Source organism: Enterococcus gallinarum NBRC 100675, from assembly GCF_001544275.1.
Lineage (GTDB): Bacteria > Bacillota > Bacilli > Lactobacillales > Enterococcaceae > Enterococcus_D > Enterococcus_D gallinarum.
This window is the reverse complement of sequence record NZ_BCQE01000009.1, coordinates 119,227-140,515: the sequence shown is the minus strand read 5'-3', so window position 1 is coordinate 140,515 and position 21,289 is coordinate 119,227. Positions and strand designations below refer to the sequence as shown.

Sequence of the window (21,289 nt, the reverse complement as noted above, 5' to 3'; positions counted from 1 at the left end):
AATCGCAATAACAAATCACGTATTTCATCAAACGGTGAAAAAATTGAAATGAATTACCAATAAACCATTCTTTTGCGGTCATTTATTGGCAAAAAAAGCAGATGAAAAAGAACAGACATCTTCCCATTTCAAAGAATAGAATATTGAAAAATAAGCTAGTTTATCAGAACAGATCAAAGCGAGCACTTAAAAATAGAAAATTAAATGAGTAAAAAATGGTTTTTTCAACTATTTAAATTATTTAATTACTAGATTGAAAAAAGACTTGAAAAAAAGTGCCCACGCTCAAGATTCCTTTAAGAAACAAAATAGTGATTTTTCTCGCTGTTCATGATGTTGCGCTTTTTACAAGGGAAACACCCTAACGAATGGCTAACGAAAGATGAAAAAGAGAATGAAATTCTTTTAATGAAAAAAATGATCGTCAGAAATTAAATAACAAAATTTATACTTATTCGTGTTTTTTTATATAAAAGAAATCGCTGTTTTATTCAAGTTAAATCACAATTTTTACAAAAACATTGTTCTTAATGATGTAAAAACTTGGTAAATTACCTTTATTTAATTTCAATTTTCTCTTATAATTAACTAGAATTGAGCAAATTTGCTTTTCTTGATTGAAAAGATAAATTTATAAAGCACAAATAATTTAGGGAGTGTGTTCATGGGAAAGCCGTTATTTAAGACTTTGACCGTTGTGGCAGTCGGTGTTGGAGCCGTTGCCATTTGTTTGGTTGGGTATCGCCAGAACAATCAGCGACAATACCAGCAGCGGGTAGAATATGCGCAAACTGCGATCGCCAGTGAGACCGACAGTATTGCATCATTGAAGAAGGAGGTCGCAAGCCTTTATCTCAATGAAGATCGAACATTCTTAAAAGCGGGCATCACCGCTGATGATATCAGCCAGCTAGTCGGAAAGTTGTCCATGATCAAAGTATCTGGTGAAGAATACGGCATCGAAGAGAATGCATTGCCGGCAGATGCAAAAGAGATCCAAAAGCAGAAACAAGCCATTGACGATGAATTGAAGGATATCGAAGCAAAGCAAAAAATCCAAGAAGCAACCGGGAATCTATTTGCGACAGGTATTTCCAATTGGCAACATGCAGAAAATAATGTCATCATCAAAGAGGACCTTAAAGACACGGATATTGGCAGTGTTCGTGAAAATTTGAATTTTCTTCCAGATAGTCAGTGGAAATCCCTGGTTGCGGAATATCTCGGGTTTGCAGACGCCCAATTAGCACGCATTATTCAACTGCAAAGTGAATTTGATAGTATGCTACAGGATGAAAAGGTCACCGATGCGGTAACTTATGAAAAATATTTGGCGGCTATTGATAGTATCAGTCAAATACGAAATGATCAGCTGAAAGACAAGTTTACTAAACTTGCAGAGTCCGTTGCCGCACAAATGGGTTACACGGGTTACTATTCCAGCAACTCTTCAACAAATACGGTAGCGAACAGTGAGACTTACTCAGACACAACTGAAGGTACGGAGACAAATTCAGATTCCTACAATTATTAGTACAAGCATAATTTAGGAAGATAGGAAGAGCCAACTGGAGGAATAATTATGTCAAAAGGAAAAAAGATTTTTTTGATTATTTTTGGAATCGTTGCTGTACTCGTGATCGGTGCTGTAGGAATCGGTGCCAAACTGTACATGGATCTATCCGGTTCGATCCAAAAGACCTATGAATCGGTGGAGCGTTCACAAGATGAAAAGAAGCGGGAAAATCCTGTTGATTTAAAAAAACAAGAGTCCTTTTCAGTTCTATTGATGGGGATCGATACTGGGGACTTGGGACGTGTCGATCAAGGCCGTTCAGATACAATGATGGTAGCGACGGTTAGTCCAGAAGATCAACAAACAACGATTGTCAGTATTGCTCGGGATACTTATGTGGACATTGTCGGTCATGGTACGAAAGACAAAATCAATCATGCCTATGCATTTGGTGGTCCTGCAATGTCGATGGACACCGTGCAAAAATATTTAGATATTCCCGTTGATCATTACATCTCAATCAATATGGCCGGTCTGAAAGAATTGGTAGATGCCGTGGGAGGCATTGAGGTCAATAACGACCTGACTTTTAGTCAAGATAATTATGATTTCACGATTGGAAAAATCACTCTAGATGGCGATCAAGCATTGGCGTATTCCCGAATGCGACATGAAGATCCCAATGGCGATTATGGCCGTCAAGAACGACAACGTAAAATCGTTGAGGGAATTGCCAAGAAAGTGTTGAGTTTTGATGGTGTCAGCAAATACCAAGATATCTTGAGTGCTGTCGAAAGCAACATGAAGACAGATATGAGTTTTGATAATATGCGGACGATTGCCTTGGATTATCGAGATGCTTTCAAAACGATCAAACAAGATCAACTTAAAGGGGAAGGCTTCATGCAAGATGGCATTTCCTACCAACGGGTTAGTGAGGAAGAACTGAGTCGAGTTCAAACAGAACTGAAAGAACAATTAAATCTAGAGAATGAATAAGAAAGTGGAGAAGAAATGGAAGAAACAATTAGCTTAAAAGAGATATTTGAAGTCTTGCGAAAACACTTGGCTTCAATCATTATTGCCATGTTTGCCGGCTTGGCACTTGCAGGAATTGCAACCTTCTTTGTGATCACACCAAAGTATAGTTCACAAGCCCAATTGATCGTGACACTGCCGCAATCGGAAACAGCAAATGTCAATGACGTAAATACCAATCTACAAATGATCAATACGTATAAAGACATGATCGTCAGTGACTTAGTATTGAATGAAGTCAAAGATCGTCTGGAATCAGAAAGCAATGTCAAAATGACAGCTGGAGAAATCAAAGAGGCGATTTCAGTCAATCAGTCTCAAAATTCCCAAATGTTTTCGATTCAAGCAACCAATCCGAATGCTGTGACCGCACAAAAAATTGCTAACACCACAGCACTAGTCTTTCAGGAAAATGCCAAGGACGTCATGAATGTGGACAAGATTTCCATCATTTCAAGTGCTGTTGCCAGCACATCGCCGGTATCGCCAAATAACAAATTAAATCTAGTGATTGGCTTAGTTTTAGGACTGATGGTCGGTGTCGGACTTGCTTTCTTATTTGAATTATTAGATCGTACCGTAAAAGACGACAAATTTGTTACCGATACGATTGGTTATACAATTTTAGGGACAGTACCGCAAATGTCGCAAAAAGAATTAAATGCGACGATCCAAAAGAAACCAACAAGACCAACTTTGAAGAAACCAACGAATGACAAAACGACGGAATCTCGTCGCAGCCGTTCAAGAGTATAGGAGGAAGAGACATGGCTAAACAACAAGAACGTAAAGGGACCCAAACCCATGCAGTAAGTCTGATCACATTAGTGGATCCTTCTTCTCCTATTTCAGAACAATATCGAACGATTCGAACCAATATTCAATTTGCCTCTTCAGCAGATCAACAAATAAAAACATTAGTAGTAACTTCTTCGGGACCAGGCGAAGGCAAATCGACCACATCTGCGAACTTAGCAGTGGTCTTTGCAAAATCAGGTCAACGAGTATTGTTAGTGGATGCAGATATGCGGAAGCCCACCGTCCACAAAACATTTAATTTACTGAATAATGTGGGCGTTAGTACAGTTTTGAGTACTTCAACGAATCTAGCTGAGGCAGCCCAACAAACAGTGATTGACAATCTCTCCATTTTACCAAGTGGTCCTAAACCACCAAACCCTTCGGAATTATTGGGATCATCTAGAATGAACCAAGTGATGGCGGAAGCAAAGAAACTCTATGATATCGTGATTTTTGATATGCCGCCAGTAGTGGCAGTAACGGACGCCCAAATCATGGCGTCCAAAGCGGATGGGACGATTCTCGTTGTGCGCGAAAATGTTTCCCGCAAAGAGCCATTAACAAAAGCAAAAGAATTATTGAATATGGTGCAAGCTCGTGTATTAGGGGTAGTCTATAACGGGGCAGAGAATAACAAAGATTCAGGCTATTATTATTATTACGGGAATTAATTAATTAGGAGACGAACGAAATGATTGATTTACATTGTCATATTTTACCTGGTATCGATGATGGTGCCGAAACGATGGAAGCAAGTATTGCGATGGCAGAAAAAGCCATCAGTCAAGGAATCACTCACATCCTGTGTACGCCACATCACAACAACGGGAAATATCACAATCCAAAATCTGACGTTATTTCGTTGGTCTCTTCTTTGCAATCAGAATTAGACCAACGAAATTTGCCGTTGACCGTGTTAGAAGGACAAGAGGTACGGATAACAGGAGATTTAATTGAGGATATTCGTAACGATGAGATTTTATTTACGGATCTGGACGATACGTATATTTTGATAGAATTTCCTACAATGGAAGTACCAACTTATTCCGAACAAGTCTTTTTTGAGTTGAAGAGTCTTGGAAAGACACCAGTTATCGTGCATCCAGAGCGAAACGCCTATTTTAGAAAAGATCCAAATAATTTGCTTCCATTCCTAGAAATGGGGTGCTTAGCACAATTGACAGCTCCAAGCTATTTGGGAGTCTTTGGAAAAGACATTCAAAAAACGGCCAAAATAATGGTTGAATACAATTTGGTTCAGATGGTAGCTTCAGATGCTCATGGAGTCAAGAAACGGACTTTTTATATGAAAGAGGCTTATGAGCAAATCGCCAAAGATTTTGATCCAAGTAAAGTGGCTTTAATGAAACAAGTGGCGAAAGATTTGATAAATGGGGATCAAATTGATTATCCAGATTTTATAGAAATAAAAAAGAAAAAGTTTGGGTTATTTTAGGGGGCTTTTGGGTTGTTTGAGTTAACAAGAAGAAGAAAAATAGCCACGTTGATTCTAGTGGACAGCATCTTATTGGTTTTTGCCAATATTGCTTCGTATTATTTTATGAAACCATTTGTTAGGATTCCAATGGATTTTATGCAAATTTCAATTGTCCTTTCAATAGTTTTATACTGGCTATTTGGCTGGATTTTTCGTGTCTTTTCAAGAATTAATCGTTACACGAATCTGCGAGAAATGATCGCCATTTTTTTAGCGTTGACATTAAGTTCATTTACAACGATTATTCTTCTTTTTTTTAGTAAAGAAAATTATAGTATGCGACTAGTAGTCTCAACTTACTTTCTTTCGATGTTCTTTATCATTGCTAGTCGATTAGTTTGGCGCTTGTACATCGAGAAGAAAAACAGCCGCTGCATAACGAGTGAAGAAGTAAAGAACACCTTGATTCTAGGAGCTGGCGAGGGTGGCCGAATTCTCTATAATAGCTTGTTAGGTTCAAAAACAGCTGGCGATATCAATGTGATTGGTTTCATTGATGATGATCCGAATAAAAGACATACCTATCTTTCTGGCAAGAAAGTACTCGGCTCTATCAAAGACTTACCTGAACTAGTTGAAAAATATGAAATTGCTATGGTCACTATCGCGATTCCGTCTCTTTCCCGCAAAAAGCTTCGTGAAATTTTTGAATTGATTGAGCCGTTACATGTAAAAGTGAATAGTATGCCGTCAATGGAAGAAGTCGCTTCAGGAAAAATCAATCTTTCTCGCTTAAAAGAAATCGATGTGGTTGACTTATTAGGACGAGATGAAGTCCAGTTGGATATTGATGCCATCAAAGATCAAATCACGGGAAAAACGATCCTAGTGACAGGTGCCGGTGGATCAATCGGTTCAGAGATTTGTCGTCAGGTAATCCGCTTCAACCCTCGTAGGCTATTGTTACTGGGTCACGGAGAAAACTCGATCTATTTAATTGAGCGCGAATTAAGAAACAACTACTCAGAGTGTGTTACGGAAATCGTTCCTATCATTGCAGACATCCAAGACCGTAAGAAAATCTTTGCAATCATGGAAGATTATCAACCAGAAATTGTTTATCATGCTGCGGCCCACAAACATGTGCCATTGATGGAATACAATCCAAGAGAAGCCGTTAAAAACAACGTTTACGGAACTAAAAATGTGGCAGAAGCTGCTAAAGCAGCCAAAGTAAAAAACTTCGTTATGGTTTCTACAGACAAAGCAAATAATCCTCCGAATGTCATGGGAGCGACGAAAAGAATCGCCGAAATGATCGTTACCGGATTAAATGAAGCAGGATGTACGAAATTTTCGGCTGTCCGCTTTGGGAATGTGTTAGGCTCTCGAGGGAGTGTGATTCCTGTCTTTCGAGAACAAATCGCAAATGGCGGACCAATTACCATCACGGATTTTCGCATGACGCGCTATTTTATGACGATTCCGGAAGCCAGCCGATTGGTAATTCAATCAGGAGCTTTGGCTAAAGGTGGAGAGATCTTCATTCTTGATATGAGTGAGCCAGTCAAAATCATTGATTTGGCAAAAAATATGATTCGATTGAGTGGTTATAGTGAAGATGAGATAGAAATTATTGAGACCGGGATTCGTCCTGGGGAAAAACTCTATGAAGAACTGCTATTAGATAAAGAGCGAAACGATGAAGCCGTGTTTGAGAAAATTTTTGTTGGCAACATCACTGGCTATTCAATAGCAGAAGTCATGGAATTTGTTAAACAATTATCTGATGATGACAAACAGCTAGCAAAAGATGTTGTTGCTTTTGCCAATGCTTCAAATAAATAGGAGTGGATCAAGTGTACAAAGATAGGGTAAAGCGAGGGATCGACTTTTTGCTGTCCTTAGCAGGGATAATCATTCTTTCCCCGATTTTTTTGATCTTGTGTCTAGCAATTAAAGTAGATTCAAAAGGACCGATTATTTTCAAACAAAAGCGAGTTGGTAAAGACAAAAGTCATTTTAATATCTACAAGTTTCGCACGATGAAAGTTGATACTCCAAAAGAAATGCCGACTCATTTGTTAGAGAATCCTGATTTTTTTATCACAAAAGTTGGGAAATTCTTGCGAAAAACTAGTTTAGATGAATTGCCGCAGCTTTTTAATATTTTAAAAGGTGATATGGCAGTGATTGGTCCGCGTCCAGCATTATGGAATCAATACGATTTGATTGAAGAACGAGATAAATATGGAGCAAATGACATTCGTCCGGGATTGACTGGACTGGCTCAAATCAGTGGACGTGATGAGCTAGAGATACAGGAAAAAGCTAAGCTTGATGGGGATTATACAGAACACATTAGTTTTGGAATGGATGTCAAATGTTTCTTTAGAACGATTACCTCTGTATTTAAAAGTGATGGTGTCGTCGAAGGTGGTACCGGAACGATGAAGAAGGAGGATGTGGAATGAAACGGATTTTAATAACTGGCGCCAACAGTTACATTGGCACCTCTTTCGAGAATTGGATGAAGCAGTTTGGTGATGAGTACCAAATCGATACATTGGATATGCATGGCGACCTTTGGAAAGCAAAAGATTTTTCTCATTATGAGTCTGTTTTTCATGTAGCTGGAATAGCCCATGCCGATGTTTCAAAAGTAAGTGAAGAAACCAAACAACTTTATTATAAAGTAAATTGTGATTTAGCTGTTGAAACAGCTAAAAAGTATAAGAACGATTTAAATGGAAGAGTTGGACAGTTTATTTATATGAGTTCGATTATTATCTATGGTGAAGAAACAAATATCAATAAAAAAAGGGTAATAACACCCGAAACTGAACCAAGTCCATCTAATTTTTATGGGGACAGTAAATGGCAGGCTGAAAAACAATTAACATTACTTCAAAGCGAAAATTTTCATCTCGCAATTATTCGACCGCCTATGATTTATGGTGAAGGTAGTAAAGGAAATTATCAGCAATTAGTAAAAATAGCTAATAAACTTCCACTTTTTCCAAATATAAAAAATGAGCGATCAATGCTAAGTATTGAGAGATTATGTGAATTTATCAAATTTAGAGTCGACTCCTCAGATAACGGGGTATTTTTCCCCCAGGATGAAAATTATGTTAGGACAAGTTATATGGTTAGAGATCTTGCACTTGAAAATGGAAAAAAGATTTACTTGTTTTCATGGTTGAATTGGTTCATTTATCTTTTAGGATATTTTCCTGGGAAAATTGGAAAATTAGTTAACAAGGCTTTTGGAAGTCTAGTTTATGATAATTTAAATACTGATTTAAAATCTAATAGTGTGAGAGATACGTCTGAAAGAAGTGTAGGTAATTAAAATAATGTCGAAAAAAATCTTAGTAGTTTCACAATATTTCTTTCCTGAACAATTCAGAATTAACGATATATGTAATTCTTGGATTGAAAGAGGATATGATGTTACTGTTCTCACAGGAATTCCAAATTATCCCCAGGGGGATTTTTTTGAAGGATACGGATTTAATAAACGTCGCAATGAAAATCTCAACGGTATAAATATAATTAGAATTCCAATTATTCCAAGAAAGAAAAGTAGCATGACAATGGCACTAAATTACCTTTCTTTCGTTATCTCTGGATGGTTTTGGAAGCTATTTAACAAAGAAAATTTTGATATGGTTTTTATATATGAAGTTTCTCCTATGACTCAGGCTTTACCGGCAGTATGGATTGCAAAAAAACTTAAAATACCTTGCTACATATATGTAATGGATTTATGGCCAGAAAATTTTGAAATAATTACTGGTATTTCTAGCCCATTAGTCATTACACCTCTTAACAAAATGGTGGACTATATTTATAAAAATTGTAATAAAATTTTTACAGCTTCAGAAAGCTTCAAAAAAAATATACAGAGTCGAGGAGTAGATCCCGAAAAGGTATTTTTTTGGCCACAATATGCTGAAGAATTTTATCACACTAGAGCTACTAAAAGTAAAAAGATTATTGTTGATGATAAAATAAACATTACTTTTGCAGGAAATGTAGGTATGGCCCAAGGATTAGAAATTCTACCTATAATTGGGCAGCGTTTAAAAAAAGAGAATGTAAACGTAAGGTTTAATATTGTTGGTAGTGGGCGATATCTTGAAATTTTAATAAATGAAGTGACGAAAAATGCACTCCAAGAGTACTTCAATTTCTTGGAACCAGTTCCGCCAACTGAGATATCGGAAATCTTTTCAGCAAGTGATTTCTCGTTTGTTAGTTTACAAGAAAATGAGATATTCTCTATGACTATTCCAGCAAAGTTACAATCCAGTATGGCTTGTGGCAAACCAATATTGTTATCGGCAAGTGGAGAGTCAAAAGATATTGTAATAAAAGCAGAGTGTGGATATGCCAGTGATGCTGGAGATGTTAATCATTTGATTGAAAATATAAAGAAAATTGTAAAACTAGATAAAAAACAAATCGAAAAATTAGGAAATAATTCAAGAAATTATTTTGAGAATAATTTTGAAAAAGAAAAATTATTAGACTCTATGGATTCTTTTTTAGTTGAGGGGATGTAAATATGTTTAAAGATAAGGTTTTACTAATAACAGGTGGCACAGGCTCTTTTGGAAATGCTGTAATGAAGAGATTTCTAGATTCCGATATAAAAGAAATCCGTATATTTTCTCGTGACGAAAAAAAGCAGGATGATATGCGTAAGAGATACAATAATGATAAATTGAAATTTTATATTGGTGATGTACGAGATATAAATAGCGTGAAAAATGCAATGTACGGTGTTGACTATATTTTCCATGCGGCGGCTTTAAAGCAAGTTCCTTCATGCGAGTTTTTTCCTATGGAAGCTGTCAAAACGAATGTTATGGGAACAGATAATGTTGTGACTGCAGCTATTGAAATGGAAGTGAAGAAAGTTATTTGCCTTTCAACAGATAAAGCGGCCTATCCTATCAATGCTATGGGAATTTCAAAAGCAATGATGGAAAAGGTTTTTGTTGCCAAAGCAAAAACTATTTCTGATGAAAATACTATGATTTGTGGTACCCGTTATGGCAATGTTATGGCATCTAGAGGGTCTGTTATTCCTTTGTTTATTGAACAAATCAAATCTGGTAAGCCATTAACTGTGACAGACCCAGGTATGACAAGATTTTTAATGAGCTTAGAAGAAGCAGTTGAACTTGTCGTCTTTGCTTTTAAAAATGCAAAAGCAGGGGATATCATGGTTCAAAAATCGCCAGCTTCTACCGTTGGAGATCTAGCACAAGCAGTGAAAGAACTATTTCATGCAGATAATGAAATTCATATCATTGGTACTAGACATGGTGAAAAACGATATGAAACCTTACTCACAAAAGAAGAATATCTTGTGGCAAAAGATATGGGCAACTTCTATCGTGTCCCTGCTGATACACGTGATTTGAACTATGATAAGTATTTTGTGGAAGGAAGTACAGAATTAACTCAAGAAGGGGAATATAATTCAGATAATACACAACGTCTTTCAGTGGAACAAATTAAAGAAAAATTATTAGAATTAGAATATGTTCAGAAAGAGTTGAAAGAGTGGGTAAAACAATGAAAATTTTAGTGACAGGCGCAAATGGCTTTGTTGGTAAAAATTTGGTTGCTGAATTGAAGAATAACGGATATTCTGACATTTTTGTCTACGATATTGATACACCAGATTATTTACTAGATGAGTACTGCTTAAAAGCTGATTTTGTTTTTCATTTGGCTGGGGTCAATCGTCCAAAAAATGATTCAGAGTTTATGGATGGAAATTTTGGGTTCACGTCTCTTCTATTAGATAAGCTAAAAGAATATAACAATACTTGTCCAATAATGATTTCCTCATCTATCCAAGCTGCATTAGATAACTCTTATGGTAAGAGTAAGAAAGCAGGAGAAGAATTACTATTTTCTTATCAAGAAGAAACTGGTGCTAACGTATATGTTTATCGCTTTGCTAATTTATATGGGAAGTGGTCGAAGCCAAACTATAATACAGTTGTTGCTACATTTTGTTACAAGATTGCTCGAGGCGAAGAAATCATCGTTAACGATGAAACTGCTAAAATTGAATTATGTTATATTGACGATGTTGTTAAGGAATTGATTCACTGTTTGGAAGGGACTCCCACCTCAAAAGAAAGTTACTGTGTTGTTCCAGAAACTGATACAATCACTGTGGGTATATTACGGGATCTCATTGTATCTTTTAAAAATAGTCGTCAGAATTTATCTGTTCCAAATTTGAGTAATCGAATTGAGAAAAATTTATACAGCACATATTTAAGCTTTTTACCTAAGGATGCCTTTTCTTATCCATTAAAAATGAATATAGATGAAAGAGGGTCATTCACTGAATTTTTAAGAACAGAAGATCGCGGACAAGTTTCTGTCAATATTTCTAAGCCTGGAATCACTAAAGGAAACCATTGGCATCATACTAAAAACGAGAAATTCTTGGTTGTAAGTGGCGAAGGAGTAATTCGATTTAGAAAAATTGATTCCGAAGAAGTTATTGAGTATTTTGTATCTGGAGAAAAATTAGAAGTAGTGGATATTCCTGTAGGTTATACCCACAACATTGAAAATTTAGGTTCCTCAGACATGGTCACGATTATGTGGGTAAATGAACCATTTAATTCTCAAAAACCGGATACCTATTATATGGAGGTTTGAATATGAAGAAATTGAAGGTAATGACAGTTGTTGGAACTCGTCCAGAGATTATCCGGTTATCGGCTGTAATCAATCGTTTAGAAAATTCTGAAGCTATCGACCATATACTGGTTCATACAGGACAAAACTATGATTATGAGTTAAATGAAGTTTTTTTTGAAGACTTTAATTTGAAAAAGCCCGATTACTTTTTGAATGCTGCAACGGGTACTGCTATTGAAACCGTAGGGAATATTTTAATTAAAATTGATCCAATTCTTGATACAGTAAAACCAGACGCCTTTTTAGTGCTTGGAGATACGAATAGTTGTTTGTGTGCTATTGCAGCTAAAAGAAGACATATTCCTATTTTTCATATGGAAGCAGGAAATCGTTGTTTTGATCAGCGTGTCCCTGAAGAGACAAATCGTAAGATTGTTGATCATACGGCAGACATCAATTTAACTTATAGTGATATTGCTCGAGAATATTTACTAAGAGAAGGACTCCCAGCAGATCGTATCATTAAAACTGGTAGTCCAATGTTTGAAGTGTTGAATTCAAGAAAAGAAGATATTGAAAACTCAATGATTTTAAAAGAATTATCATTAGTACAAGATGAATATTTTTTGGTTTCAGCACATAGAGAAGAGAATATCAGTTCAGAAGAAAACTTTTCTAATTTAGTTGAATCATTAAATACTATCGCTGAGAAATATCAGTATCCAATAATTATCAGTACACATCCGCGTACAATGAAAATGATTCAACAAAAAGGAATTCAGTTTCATTCCTTGGTTCAAACGATGAAACCAATGGGATTCAATGATTACAATAAATTACAAATGAATGCAAAAGCAGTTTTAAGTGATAGTGGAACTATCAGTGAAGAGTCGTCTATTCTTAATTTCAAAGCCTTGAATATTCGTCAAGCTCATGAACGTCCAGAGGCTATGGAAGAAGCATCAGTGATGATGGTCGGACTAGCTAGCGATCGTATACTGGAAGGACTTAGTGTACTGGAGACACAAGAAAAAGATACATTAAGAAAAGTTTCAGACTACTCAATGCCAAATGTATCAGAGAAAGTACTTCGGATTATTTTGTCTTATACAGATTATGTGAAAAGGGTGGTTTGGAATGAATAACTCCATTCAAAATGTTATCATATATTATGATAACTATGAAGATATAGAATTATATTTGAATGAATTAAATAACCAAGTAATAGATGATATAGATTTTTTCGTAACTTTAGTGATGAATAAATTTAATAATGAGGATTTAATAGGTTTGGAAATATTGATAGATAGCATTTCATTTCAATGCGAATTAATCTTTCCAAATGGAAATTTAGGATACTTAAATGGACTTCTTTATGGATATAGAAAAAGTCAATTTCGGAAGGAAAATCTTGACTGGGTAATCTTTAGTAATACAGATATTGAAATACCTAACAAATTTTTTATAAAAAAATTTTTAGCTACGAATTATAGTGATGATATTGTCTGCGTTGCTCCGTCTGTTTTTTCAAAAGAACTTAATGCGTATAGCAATCCCCAATATAAAACAAGATATACAAAGAGAGAATTATTAAGAAGAGTGAAAATATTCAATAATAAATTTTTGGCTAATATGTACTTTAGTTTATCAGATATTAAACATGCTATGATTAAAAAAAATAAAGAAGAGAGCTGTTATGTTTATTCCGCTCATGGATCTTTTTTCTTTTTGAGAAGAAATTTTTTGGATAAATTAAATAAAAGTTATATGTCATTAATGTATAGTGAAGAAGCGTTTATAGCTGAAGAAGTTCTCAAACAAAACGGTAGAATATATTATGATTCTAGAATTGAAGTCGAGCACCTAGAGAGTAAGGTCACTGGAAAATTAGGCAAGCAAAAAAAAGCTAAATATATTGCAGAATCTCTAGAAAAAATTATTGAGGAATATTTCTAAAGGAGATATGGATGAGTTTATTATATGTAGCCAATATTGAATATGATTTATATAGTGGAATATACAAAAAAATTGAAAAACATCTAGAAATACTAAGTAAATTATCTAAAAAAAGCAGACTAATATGCAAATTTAAAGGAAATTTAGTCATATTAAACTTTGAAGATGGTAAGTTAGCTACAAAAGAAATAGTTTGTAATCAGAAAGACACGATTGCAAGTTTAAACAAACTTGCAATTAATCAATTAAAAGAAAAAAAGTTTGATTATTTATATTTTAGGAATACACTAAAGCCTTCTGTTTACCAGTTACTTTTATTTAGGCAAGCTAAAAAAAATGGTGTGAAAATAATTTATGAACTTCCAACTTTTCCTTATTATAAAGAACAAATTTCTGTCGCTAAAAATAAATTGTTTACATTTTTTAAATTAACCATCGATTTCTTAACTTTTCCTATTTTGTATCATTATAGTAATGTTATTCCCGTAATAATTAGTAACTCCAAAAAAAGAATTTTAAAAAAAATGTTTGCTATAACTAATGGTATATCAGATGAAAATATACCATTGAGAAGTATAGAAGAAAAAACAACAGATTTGAATTTAGTCGGTGTAGGTACTTTATATCCGTACCATGGTTTCGATCGAATTATCCGCAGCTTAGAATTGCAAAGAAAATATAATTTCAATTTCTATATAATAGGAGATGGACCTGATATAGAGAATTTGAAAAAAATTTCAAAAAAGTTAAATGTGGATGAAAAAGTACATTTTTTAGGTAGATTAGATAGAGACGAATTAGCAAAAGTTTTTGAAACAATGGATATAGGAATCAGTGCTTTGGCATTATATAAAAGAGGCGCTGATTTAGATACTACAATAAAATTAGTGGACTATCTATGTAGGGGGATACCATCAGTTTCAAGTGGAAAGCAGATTTACCACAACAATTTAATATTTGAAGTATCAAATAATGATAGTTTAATCAATTTAGATGAAGTAGGAGATTGGTTCAATAATCTAAATGAAGAAGTTATAAAAAAAGAGCAAGGAAAAAATATTGAGAAGTATTCTTGGGAATATATATTGAAAGAAATTTTTATTAAAGTAGAGGTAAAATAAATAATGAACAAATTATTATATCTTGTAATATATATAAGTTTTATTTTAAGCATGATTGATAACATAATACCAGTATATGTTTTTGTTTCATGGCAAGTATTACTTCTATTGGGTTTTTTTATTTTTATTACAATGAAAATATTCAGTAAAAAAAAGACAATTTTTTTTAATTTACCTTCTTATGTACTTCTTTTTTGGTTGCTTTATTCCTTATTTAGTCTCTTATGGACCAACGAAAATATTTTTGTTTTTCTTACAAGTTTTCGTTTTCTATTTGTAGGATTTGTCACTACGCTAATGTTTTCGCAGATGATCAATACCTATGGTAAGTTTAAATTTTTTTTGTCCGCATTAACTTTAGTAGTTTTGTTCCATAATATTATGGGATGGAGAGAGTATTTAACTGGCAAATATCTATTTGTTTCGGATGAGTATAGAAGTTTATATCAAAGTTTAAGATTGCCTACTTCAACATTCTACAATACTAATGATCTATCAACATTTTTGGCAATTTCATCTTTTTTTATTTTACTGTATATTGTTTTAAATAAGAATTTTAAAGTTAGGATATTTCTGATAGCTACCTATATATCATCTTTGACTCTGGTCATTCTTTCTGGTTCAAGAGCAAATTTATTGGGGTATTTAATGGGCATTTCATTTCTAGGATTATATAATTTTGTCTTTAAATCGTTAACTTTAAAGAAATTATTTGCATTATTTTCAGTGATTTCTGTGTGTATTTTCTTGATTTTTATATATGTTAATATAAATCTTTCTACAACTTTTCTTAGCGATATGCAGAATAAAACATCGGATTTAACAAGAATAAATTTAATAAAGAATGGCTTTATATTCTTAAAAAATTCAAAATTTTTAGGTGTGGGTTTGGGGAATATTGAACTAATGATGGAGACCAACAATATTTTTCCAACATTTGGAACATTTCCAATTCATAATTGGTGGTTTGAAATTTTGGTTAGTTCGGGAATAATAGTATTTCTTATTTACATTTCTCTTTATTTAAAAATGTATGTAAGCTCATTCAGAAGTTTTATTAAAATAGAAAATTTAATTTTGAAAAATTGCTTTCTTATTTTTGTTGCCTTGTTGATTGCTTTTGTTTTCACTTCAATAAGTACTAGTAATTTACTGACCCGCGGTTGGTTTTGGATGTTGCATTCATTAATTTTTAGTACTTATGTTTTCTTAATGGAGGAAAAAAATGAACATATGTTTCGTTAATGATGATTATGGGATTGGCGGAGTTCAAAATTCTGTTGCCAAAATTGGCAATAGAATTGCTGATCAGCATAATGTTACCTATGTATCTTTAAAAAAAGAAAAGATTGAGATGGACATTCCTTCAGAAAAAATTACATTTTTTGATAGAAAAATAAATCGATTTTGTAGATTATATAGAAATTTTGTTAAGTACTCTCAATATGTATTGTTTAAAAACTATGATTTTAGCAAATATAAAAGCGCTGAAGTTAAGTTTTTGATTGATTATATCAATCAAAATGATATTGAGATAGTTATTATGAATCAAGGGAGTTCAATTGCTTTAATTGACAGAATACAGTCAAAAGTACCAAAAGTTAAATTCATATCTTGGGTGCATAGTAATTTTGAAGTTTATTTAAATAATTACTATAGAAGATTTAGTAAAAGTTTGGTCAAAGGAATAAAGTGTTCTGATCAAGTTATTTGTTTAACAAACTCAGATAAACAAAACATATCGTTTTATTCAAATAACGTAATTCAAATAGATAATCCTAATACTTTAGAAAATCCAAAGATTTCAGGCTTGAATAATAAAAGTATAGCCTTTGTTTCGCGATTAAATTTCAATACAAAAGGAATTGATTATTTAATTGAAATTGCAAAAAATTTACCCAGAGAATGGAAAATCAAAATTGCAGGGGCGGGAACTGATCTAGAAAAGAAAAAATTAATTGAAATGATTCAAATAAACAAATTAGAATCAAGAATAATCTATTGTGGAGAAATGAATAAATCTCAGCTCATTGAATTCTATTCTTCTTGTTCAATATTTTTATCTACGAGTCGTTGGGAAGGCTTTGGTTTGTCTATTATCGAAGCGATGTCTTCTGGATTACCTATAATCAGCTTTGAAAATAGTGGACCAGATACTATACTAAAAAAAGGAAAATATGGACTCCTTGTTCCCCAATATGATTTGACGACCATGAACAAATATATTTTATTGCTGACAAAAAACGAGAAGAATTTAAAGAAATATCAAGAATTATCGTTAGCTAGGTCAAAAGATTTTTCCATTGAAATAATTGGAAAAAAATGGCTAAGAGTAATTGATGATTTGAGGATTAAGTGACAGGAGAATATAATGAAATACTTTTTAAAAAAATTGATTGGCTTTTCCGTAGGACCTGTATTAGGTGCCGTGATAAGTTTTATAACAGTTCCCATCACGACTTTTTTTATTTCACCTTCAGAATTTGGAAAGGCAAGTATGTTTTCAGTCATCCAATCTTTGATAATAACTTTTATTTACCTAGGTATGGATCAATCTTACACAAGAGAATACCATTCAGTAAAGGATAAAAAGATGCTATTTCAAAATGCAATATTGCTCCCCTTATCCGCGTCAGCATTTTTATCTATACTTATTTTTATATTTAGGAAAGAAGTTTCATATATTTTATTCGACAATATAAAATATACAAATATTAGTATGCTTTTTTCTCTCTTAATAGTTTTCTCTATTTTCGAGCGATTTATATTATTAGAAATAAGGATGAGAGAGAAAGCAGTTGAATACTCAATATTCAGTATATTCGTGAAAATAACTATACTTGCTACAACAATTGTTTTGCTGTCATTAGGTGAAAGATCATTTTTGACTGTTGTGTATTCATCGATATTTGGTCAAATTTTGGGAGATTGTGTCCTATTTATGAGATACAAAAATTTATTATCATTCCAAAATTTTCGGATAAACCAAGTACTGGTAAAAAGAATGATTATTTTTGGAGTACCACTTGTTATTGCTGCTTCTGTAAATAACTTACTCAATACATCAGGACGTCTTTTTTTACGTGGATATAGCTCATACCACGAGTTAGGCATATACAATGCGGCTTTAAAAGTAGCAAATTTATTACAAATATTACAAACAGCGTTTACTAGCTTTTGGGTACCAACAGCCTATAGATGGAATAGTGAAAATAAAGAATTAAAAATGTTTTCTTTTGTAGCAGATGCTCTGCTTTTAATGATGACTTTAGTTTTCTTTATTATTATTATTTTTAAAGAATATATAATAATATTGTTATCAAATAATTATAGTGATTCACAGTTCATCATTGGTTTATTAAGCATTTCTCCTATACTCTATACAATCAGTGAGACTACTACTTTAGGTATAGTATTTTCAAGGAAAAGCTATCTAAATATTTATGTAAGTCTTTTTTCACTTATACCTAATATTATTCTAAATTATCTGTTAGTTCCTAAATTTGGTACTATCGGAGCAGGAATTGCTATGGCATCTTCGTATATAATATTTTGTTTATCAAGAACGTATTTTTCAGTTACAAATGGCTTTAAGATTGAGTATAAGAAACAAATTTTTAATATTTTTCTTTTCTTTTTTATCGCTGTTTTGAATACAAAAAGCAATACTTTAGTTTTGCTTATAACAATCCTTTTATTTTTCGTTTCTATATTAAGTCAAGTATCTACAATAAAAAAAATTATAGAAATAAAGAAATATCCACATAATTGGGATTTCAACTAATCAAGTTTGACTTTAATAATCAAAAAAATATATAGATTTATTTCAAATTTTAATTAACCGTCTTTATTTTATATACTTATTTTTTTGCAAGAGTATTGCAAAAAATGAGATTTTAGGATGGAAACATTAAACTAAAAAGTCATTTGATCATTATTAATTTAATACAGAAATTAAATAGTGAAGGTGCCTTCATAATAGATTGAATAAATTAAGTGTTCAAATGGACTCAATGATACTTTATGTGATTAATTAAAAATATATAGAAAAGAATGCAATGACTATTCGTTGGACAAGCAGACAGAGATCTTTTAATTTGAGTAAAATTCTTACTAAAGTGAATCATTTTTTTTGAACTGTTTGGTTTTGATATTCCATTACCTTTATTCTAAAATGAACGGAGAATCTTTATGAAAGGTATTATTCTAGCAGGCGGATCAGGTACACGCCTGTATCCACTGACCAAAGCAACATCCAAACAATTAATGCCCATTTATGATAAACCAATGATCTATTATCCCATGTCTACATTGATGCTAGCAGGAATCAAAGAGATCTTGATTATTTCTACACCACAAGATACCCCGCGCTTTCAAGAATTATTTGGCGATGGTCATGAACTTGGGATTCATCTGGAATATGCAGTACAACCAAGCCCAGATGGATTGGCGCAAGCCTTCTTGATTGGCGAAGAATTTATTGGCAATGACAGTGTCTGTCTGATTCTCGGAGACAATATCTACTATGGTGGCGGCTTATCCAAAATGCTGCAACGTGCGGCTCAAAAAGGGCAAGGGGCAACGGTATTTGGGTATCACGTCACTGATCCTGAACGTTTTGGCGTGGTGGAATTTGATGAGCAGATGCAAGCTGTCTCCATCGAAGAAAAGCCAGCGATGCCAAAATCCAATTATGCAGTAACAGGTCTCTATTTTTATGACAATGAGGTGGTTGAGATTGCCAAACAAATCACCCCTTCGGAACGTGGCGAGTTAGAGATCACGGATGTCAATCAAAGATACCTTGAATTAGGAAAACTATCGGTGGAAGTGATGGGGAGAGGGTTTGCCTGGTTGGATACGGGAACCCATGAGTCATTATTAGAAGCTTCGACATTTATTGAAACCATTGAAAAACGGCAAAATCTAAAAGTGGCCTGTTTAGAAGAAATCGCTTATCGCATGGGCTATATTAGCCGTGAAGCACTGATTGAATTAGCGCAACCATTAAAGAAAAATCAATATGGTCAATATCTATTACACCTAGCAAGTGAGGAATAAAAATGGGAAAATTACGTATCACAAAAACAAACTTAACCGATGTTGTCTTGGTTGAACCAGCAGTCTTTGGTGATCACCGGGGCTTCTTTACCGAAAGTTATTCGCAAGAAGATTTCAAAGCCGCAGGCTTAGACTATGCGTTTGTGCAAGACAATCATTCCTTGTCAGTGGAAGCCGGCGTCTTACGGGGCTTACACTTTCAAAAAGGAGAGGCTGCCCAAACGAAATTGATTCGTGTCGTGACGGGAGCCGTGCTGGACGTAATTGTGGATATTCGAAAAGGAAGTCCGACCTATGGTCAATGGGAAGGGTATATTTTATCGGAAAGCAACCATCGTCAATTGTTGGTGCCAAAAGGATTTGCCCATGGCTTTGTTACATTGACACCGAATGTCAACTTTTTGTATAAATGCGACAACTATTACAATGCACAAGCCGATGCAGGTATTGCGTTTGATGATCCAGAACTAGCGATTGATTGGCCGATTGCCAAAGAACAAGCGATTCTTTCGGAGAAAGATCAACACCACCCAACCTTACAAGCATTTGAAGCTGAAAACCCATTTGTTTACGGAGAAATTTAAGGAGTGTTCATGAAATGAAAAGAATCATCGTGACCGGCGGAGCTGGTTTTATCGGATCCAATTTTGTTCATTATGTGGTCAATCACCAACCGGATGTTCATGTGACGGTTTTGGATAAATTGACGTATGCGGGAAACAAAGAAAATCTAGCCGGACTACCGGAAGACCGGGTGAAATTAGTGGTAGGCGATATTGCCGATGCGGCATTAGTTGATGAGCTGGTCCAACAGACCGATGCGGTGGTTCACTATGCCGCTGAGTCTCATAACGACAATTCATTAAAAGATCCCTTTCCTTTTGTCCAGACTAATTTGATCGGTACTTACACATTGATTGAAGCTTGCCGCAAACACCATGTTCGCTATCATCATGTTTCGACAGATGAAGTGTATGGCGATCTTCCTTTGCGGGAAGATTTACCAGGTCATGGGGAAGGACCTGGCGAGAAGTTCACCGATAAAACCCCCTACAATCCTTCCAGTCCTTATTCGTCGACAAAAGCGGGATCGGATTTATTGGTCAAGGCATGGGTTCGGTCCTTCGGACTTCAAGCTACACTCTCTAACTGTTCTAATAATTATGGCCCCTATCAACACATTGAGAAGTTTATCCCTCGACAAATCACCAATGTATTAAGTGGGATTCGCCCCAAGCTTTATGGCGAAGGGAAAAATGTGCGTGATTGGATTCATACTAACGACCATTCTTCCGCGGTCTGGACAATTTTGACCAAAGGAACCATTGGGGAAACGTATTTGATCGGCGCCGACGGAGAAGAAGACAATAAAACAGTGATTGAAATGATTCTTGAATTGATGGGGCAATCAAAGGATGCCTATGATCATGTCAATGATCGTCCTGGTCATGATTTGCGCTATGCCATCGATGCAACAAAATTAAGAGAAGAATTAGGCTGGACGCCAGAATTTACCAACTTTAAAGATGGGCTGGCGGATACGATTGAATGGTATAAAAACAATCGTTCGTGGTGGCAAGCAGAAAAAGAACAAGTTGAAGAAACTTATGCCCAACAAGGACAATAATCTGTAGGATGAAAGCAGGAGGATTCCTGCTTTTTTCGAAAGGAAGC

20 protein-coding genes are annotated in these 21,289 nt (G+C 34.3%); all 20 read left to right on the top strand.

Annotation, left to right across the window (positions count from 1 at the left end):
• The first annotated feature begins 664 nt into the window (after positions 1-664).
• Positions 665-1,534 carry a hypothetical protein gene (locus tag EG2_RS07100; protein ID WP_060814147.1) on the top strand — a complete coding sequence of 290 codons (870 nt, stop codon included), beginning with the start codon at positions 665-667 and terminating at the stop codon, positions 1,532-1,534.
• Between the two features lie 48 nt (positions 1,535-1,582).
• Positions 1,583-2,515 (top strand): LCP family glycopolymer transferase, encoded by a 933-nt coding sequence (locus EG2_RS07095; protein ID WP_060814146.1) that lies wholly within the window; start codon positions 1,583-1,585, stop codon positions 2,513-2,515.
• Positions 2,516-2,530: 15 nt separating this feature from the next.
• Positions 2,531-3,310, top strand: coding sequence for a YveK family protein (locus EG2_RS07090; protein WP_060814145.1), 780 nt, complete (start codon positions 2,531-2,533; stop codon positions 3,308-3,310).
• Between the two features lie 11 nt (positions 3,311-3,321).
• Complete coding sequence (locus tag EG2_RS07085; RefSeq protein ID WP_003126043.1) at positions 3,322-4,026, top strand: CpsD/CapB family tyrosine-protein kinase; 705 nt, start codon at positions 3,322-3,324, stop codon at positions 4,024-4,026.
• A 20-nt stretch (positions 4,027-4,046) separates the two neighbouring features.
• A complete protein-coding gene (locus tag EG2_RS07080; RefSeq protein WP_060814144.1) occupies positions 4,047-4,811 on the top strand; it encodes a tyrosine-protein phosphatase in 765 nt (254 codons plus the stop codon).
• Between the two features lie 12 nt (positions 4,812-4,823).
• On the top strand, positions 4,824-6,641 hold the full coding sequence (locus EG2_RS07075) for a polysaccharide biosynthesis protein (protein ID WP_060814143.1): 1,818 nt from the start codon (positions 4,824-4,826) through the stop codon (positions 6,639-6,641).
• 11 nt (positions 6,642-6,652) lie between these two features.
• Positions 6,653-7,267 (top strand): sugar transferase, encoded by a 615-nt coding sequence (locus tag EG2_RS07070; RefSeq protein ID WP_060814142.1) that lies wholly within the window; start codon positions 6,653-6,655, stop codon positions 7,265-7,267.
• On the top strand, positions 7,264-8,148 hold the full coding sequence (locus EG2_RS07065; RefSeq protein ID WP_060814141.1) for a sugar nucleotide-binding protein: 885 nt from the start codon (positions 7,264-7,266) through the stop codon (positions 8,146-8,148). Before EG2_RS07070 ends, EG2_RS07065 begins: the two co-directional genes overlap by 4 nt.
• Position 8,149: 1 nt before the next feature.
• A complete protein-coding gene (locus tag EG2_RS07060; protein ID WP_211279854.1) occupies positions 8,150-9,364 on the top strand; it encodes a glycosyltransferase family 4 protein in 1,215 nt (404 codons plus the stop codon).
• A 2-nt stretch (positions 9,365-9,366) separates the two neighbouring features.
• Entirely contained in the window at positions 9,367-10,389 is a 1,023-nt protein-coding gene (locus EG2_RS07055) for a polysaccharide biosynthesis protein (protein WP_060814139.1), read from the top strand.
• On the top strand, positions 10,386-11,495 hold the full coding sequence (locus EG2_RS07050) for a capsular polysaccharide biosynthesis protein CapF (protein ID WP_060814138.1): 1,110 nt from the start codon (positions 10,386-10,388) through the stop codon (positions 11,493-11,495). Before EG2_RS07055 ends, EG2_RS07050 begins: the two co-directional genes overlap by 4 nt.
• Positions 11,496-11,497: 2 nt before the next feature.
• The gene (gene wecB, locus EG2_RS07045) at positions 11,498-12,622 is read left to right on the top strand and encodes a non-hydrolyzing UDP-N-acetylglucosamine 2-epimerase (protein ID WP_060814137.1); all 1,125 of its coding nucleotides are present in this window, start codon (positions 11,498-11,500) and stop codon (positions 12,620-12,622) included.
• The gene (locus EG2_RS07040; protein ID WP_060814136.1) at positions 12,615-13,433 is read left to right on the top strand and encodes a hypothetical protein; all 819 of its coding nucleotides are present in this window, start codon (positions 12,615-12,617) and stop codon (positions 13,431-13,433) included. Before wecB ends, EG2_RS07040 begins: the two co-directional genes overlap by 8 nt.
• A gap of 11 nt (positions 13,434-13,444) precedes the next feature.
• A complete protein-coding gene (locus tag EG2_RS07035) occupies positions 13,445-14,554 on the top strand; it encodes a glycosyltransferase (RefSeq protein WP_060814135.1) in 1,110 nt (369 codons plus the stop codon).
• A 3-nt stretch (positions 14,555-14,557) separates the two neighbouring features.
• Entirely contained in the window at positions 14,558-15,799 is a 1,242-nt protein-coding gene (locus EG2_RS07030) for an O-antigen ligase family protein (protein ID WP_060814134.1), read from the top strand.
• Positions 15,780-16,913 carry a glycosyltransferase gene (locus tag EG2_RS07025; protein ID WP_060814133.1) on the top strand — a complete coding sequence of 378 codons (1,134 nt, stop codon included), beginning with the start codon at positions 15,780-15,782 and terminating at the stop codon, positions 16,911-16,913. The genes EG2_RS07030 and EG2_RS07025 overlap by 20 nt, the downstream gene beginning before the upstream one ends.
• Positions 16,914-16,925: 12 nt before the next feature.
• Positions 16,926-18,338 (top strand): lipopolysaccharide biosynthesis protein, encoded by a 1,413-nt coding sequence (locus EG2_RS07020; protein WP_060814132.1) that lies wholly within the window; start codon positions 16,926-16,928, stop codon positions 18,336-18,338.
• Between the two features lie 407 nt (positions 18,339-18,745).
• Positions 18,746-19,615 (top strand): glucose-1-phosphate thymidylyltransferase RfbA, encoded by an 870-nt coding sequence (gene rfbA / locus EG2_RS07015; protein WP_060814131.1) that lies wholly within the window; start codon positions 18,746-18,748, stop codon positions 19,613-19,615.
• Positions 19,616-19,617: 2 nt separating this feature from the next.
• Entirely contained in the window at positions 19,618-20,199 is a 582-nt protein-coding gene (gene rfbC, locus EG2_RS07010; protein WP_060814130.1) for a dTDP-4-dehydrorhamnose 3,5-epimerase, read from the top strand.
• A gap of 14 nt (positions 20,200-20,213) precedes the next feature.
• On the top strand, positions 20,214-21,242 hold the full coding sequence (gene rfbB / locus EG2_RS07005) for a dTDP-glucose 4,6-dehydratase (protein WP_060814129.1): 1,029 nt from the start codon (positions 20,214-20,216) through the stop codon (positions 21,240-21,242).
• The last annotated feature ends 47 nt before the right edge of the window (positions 21,243-21,289 follow it).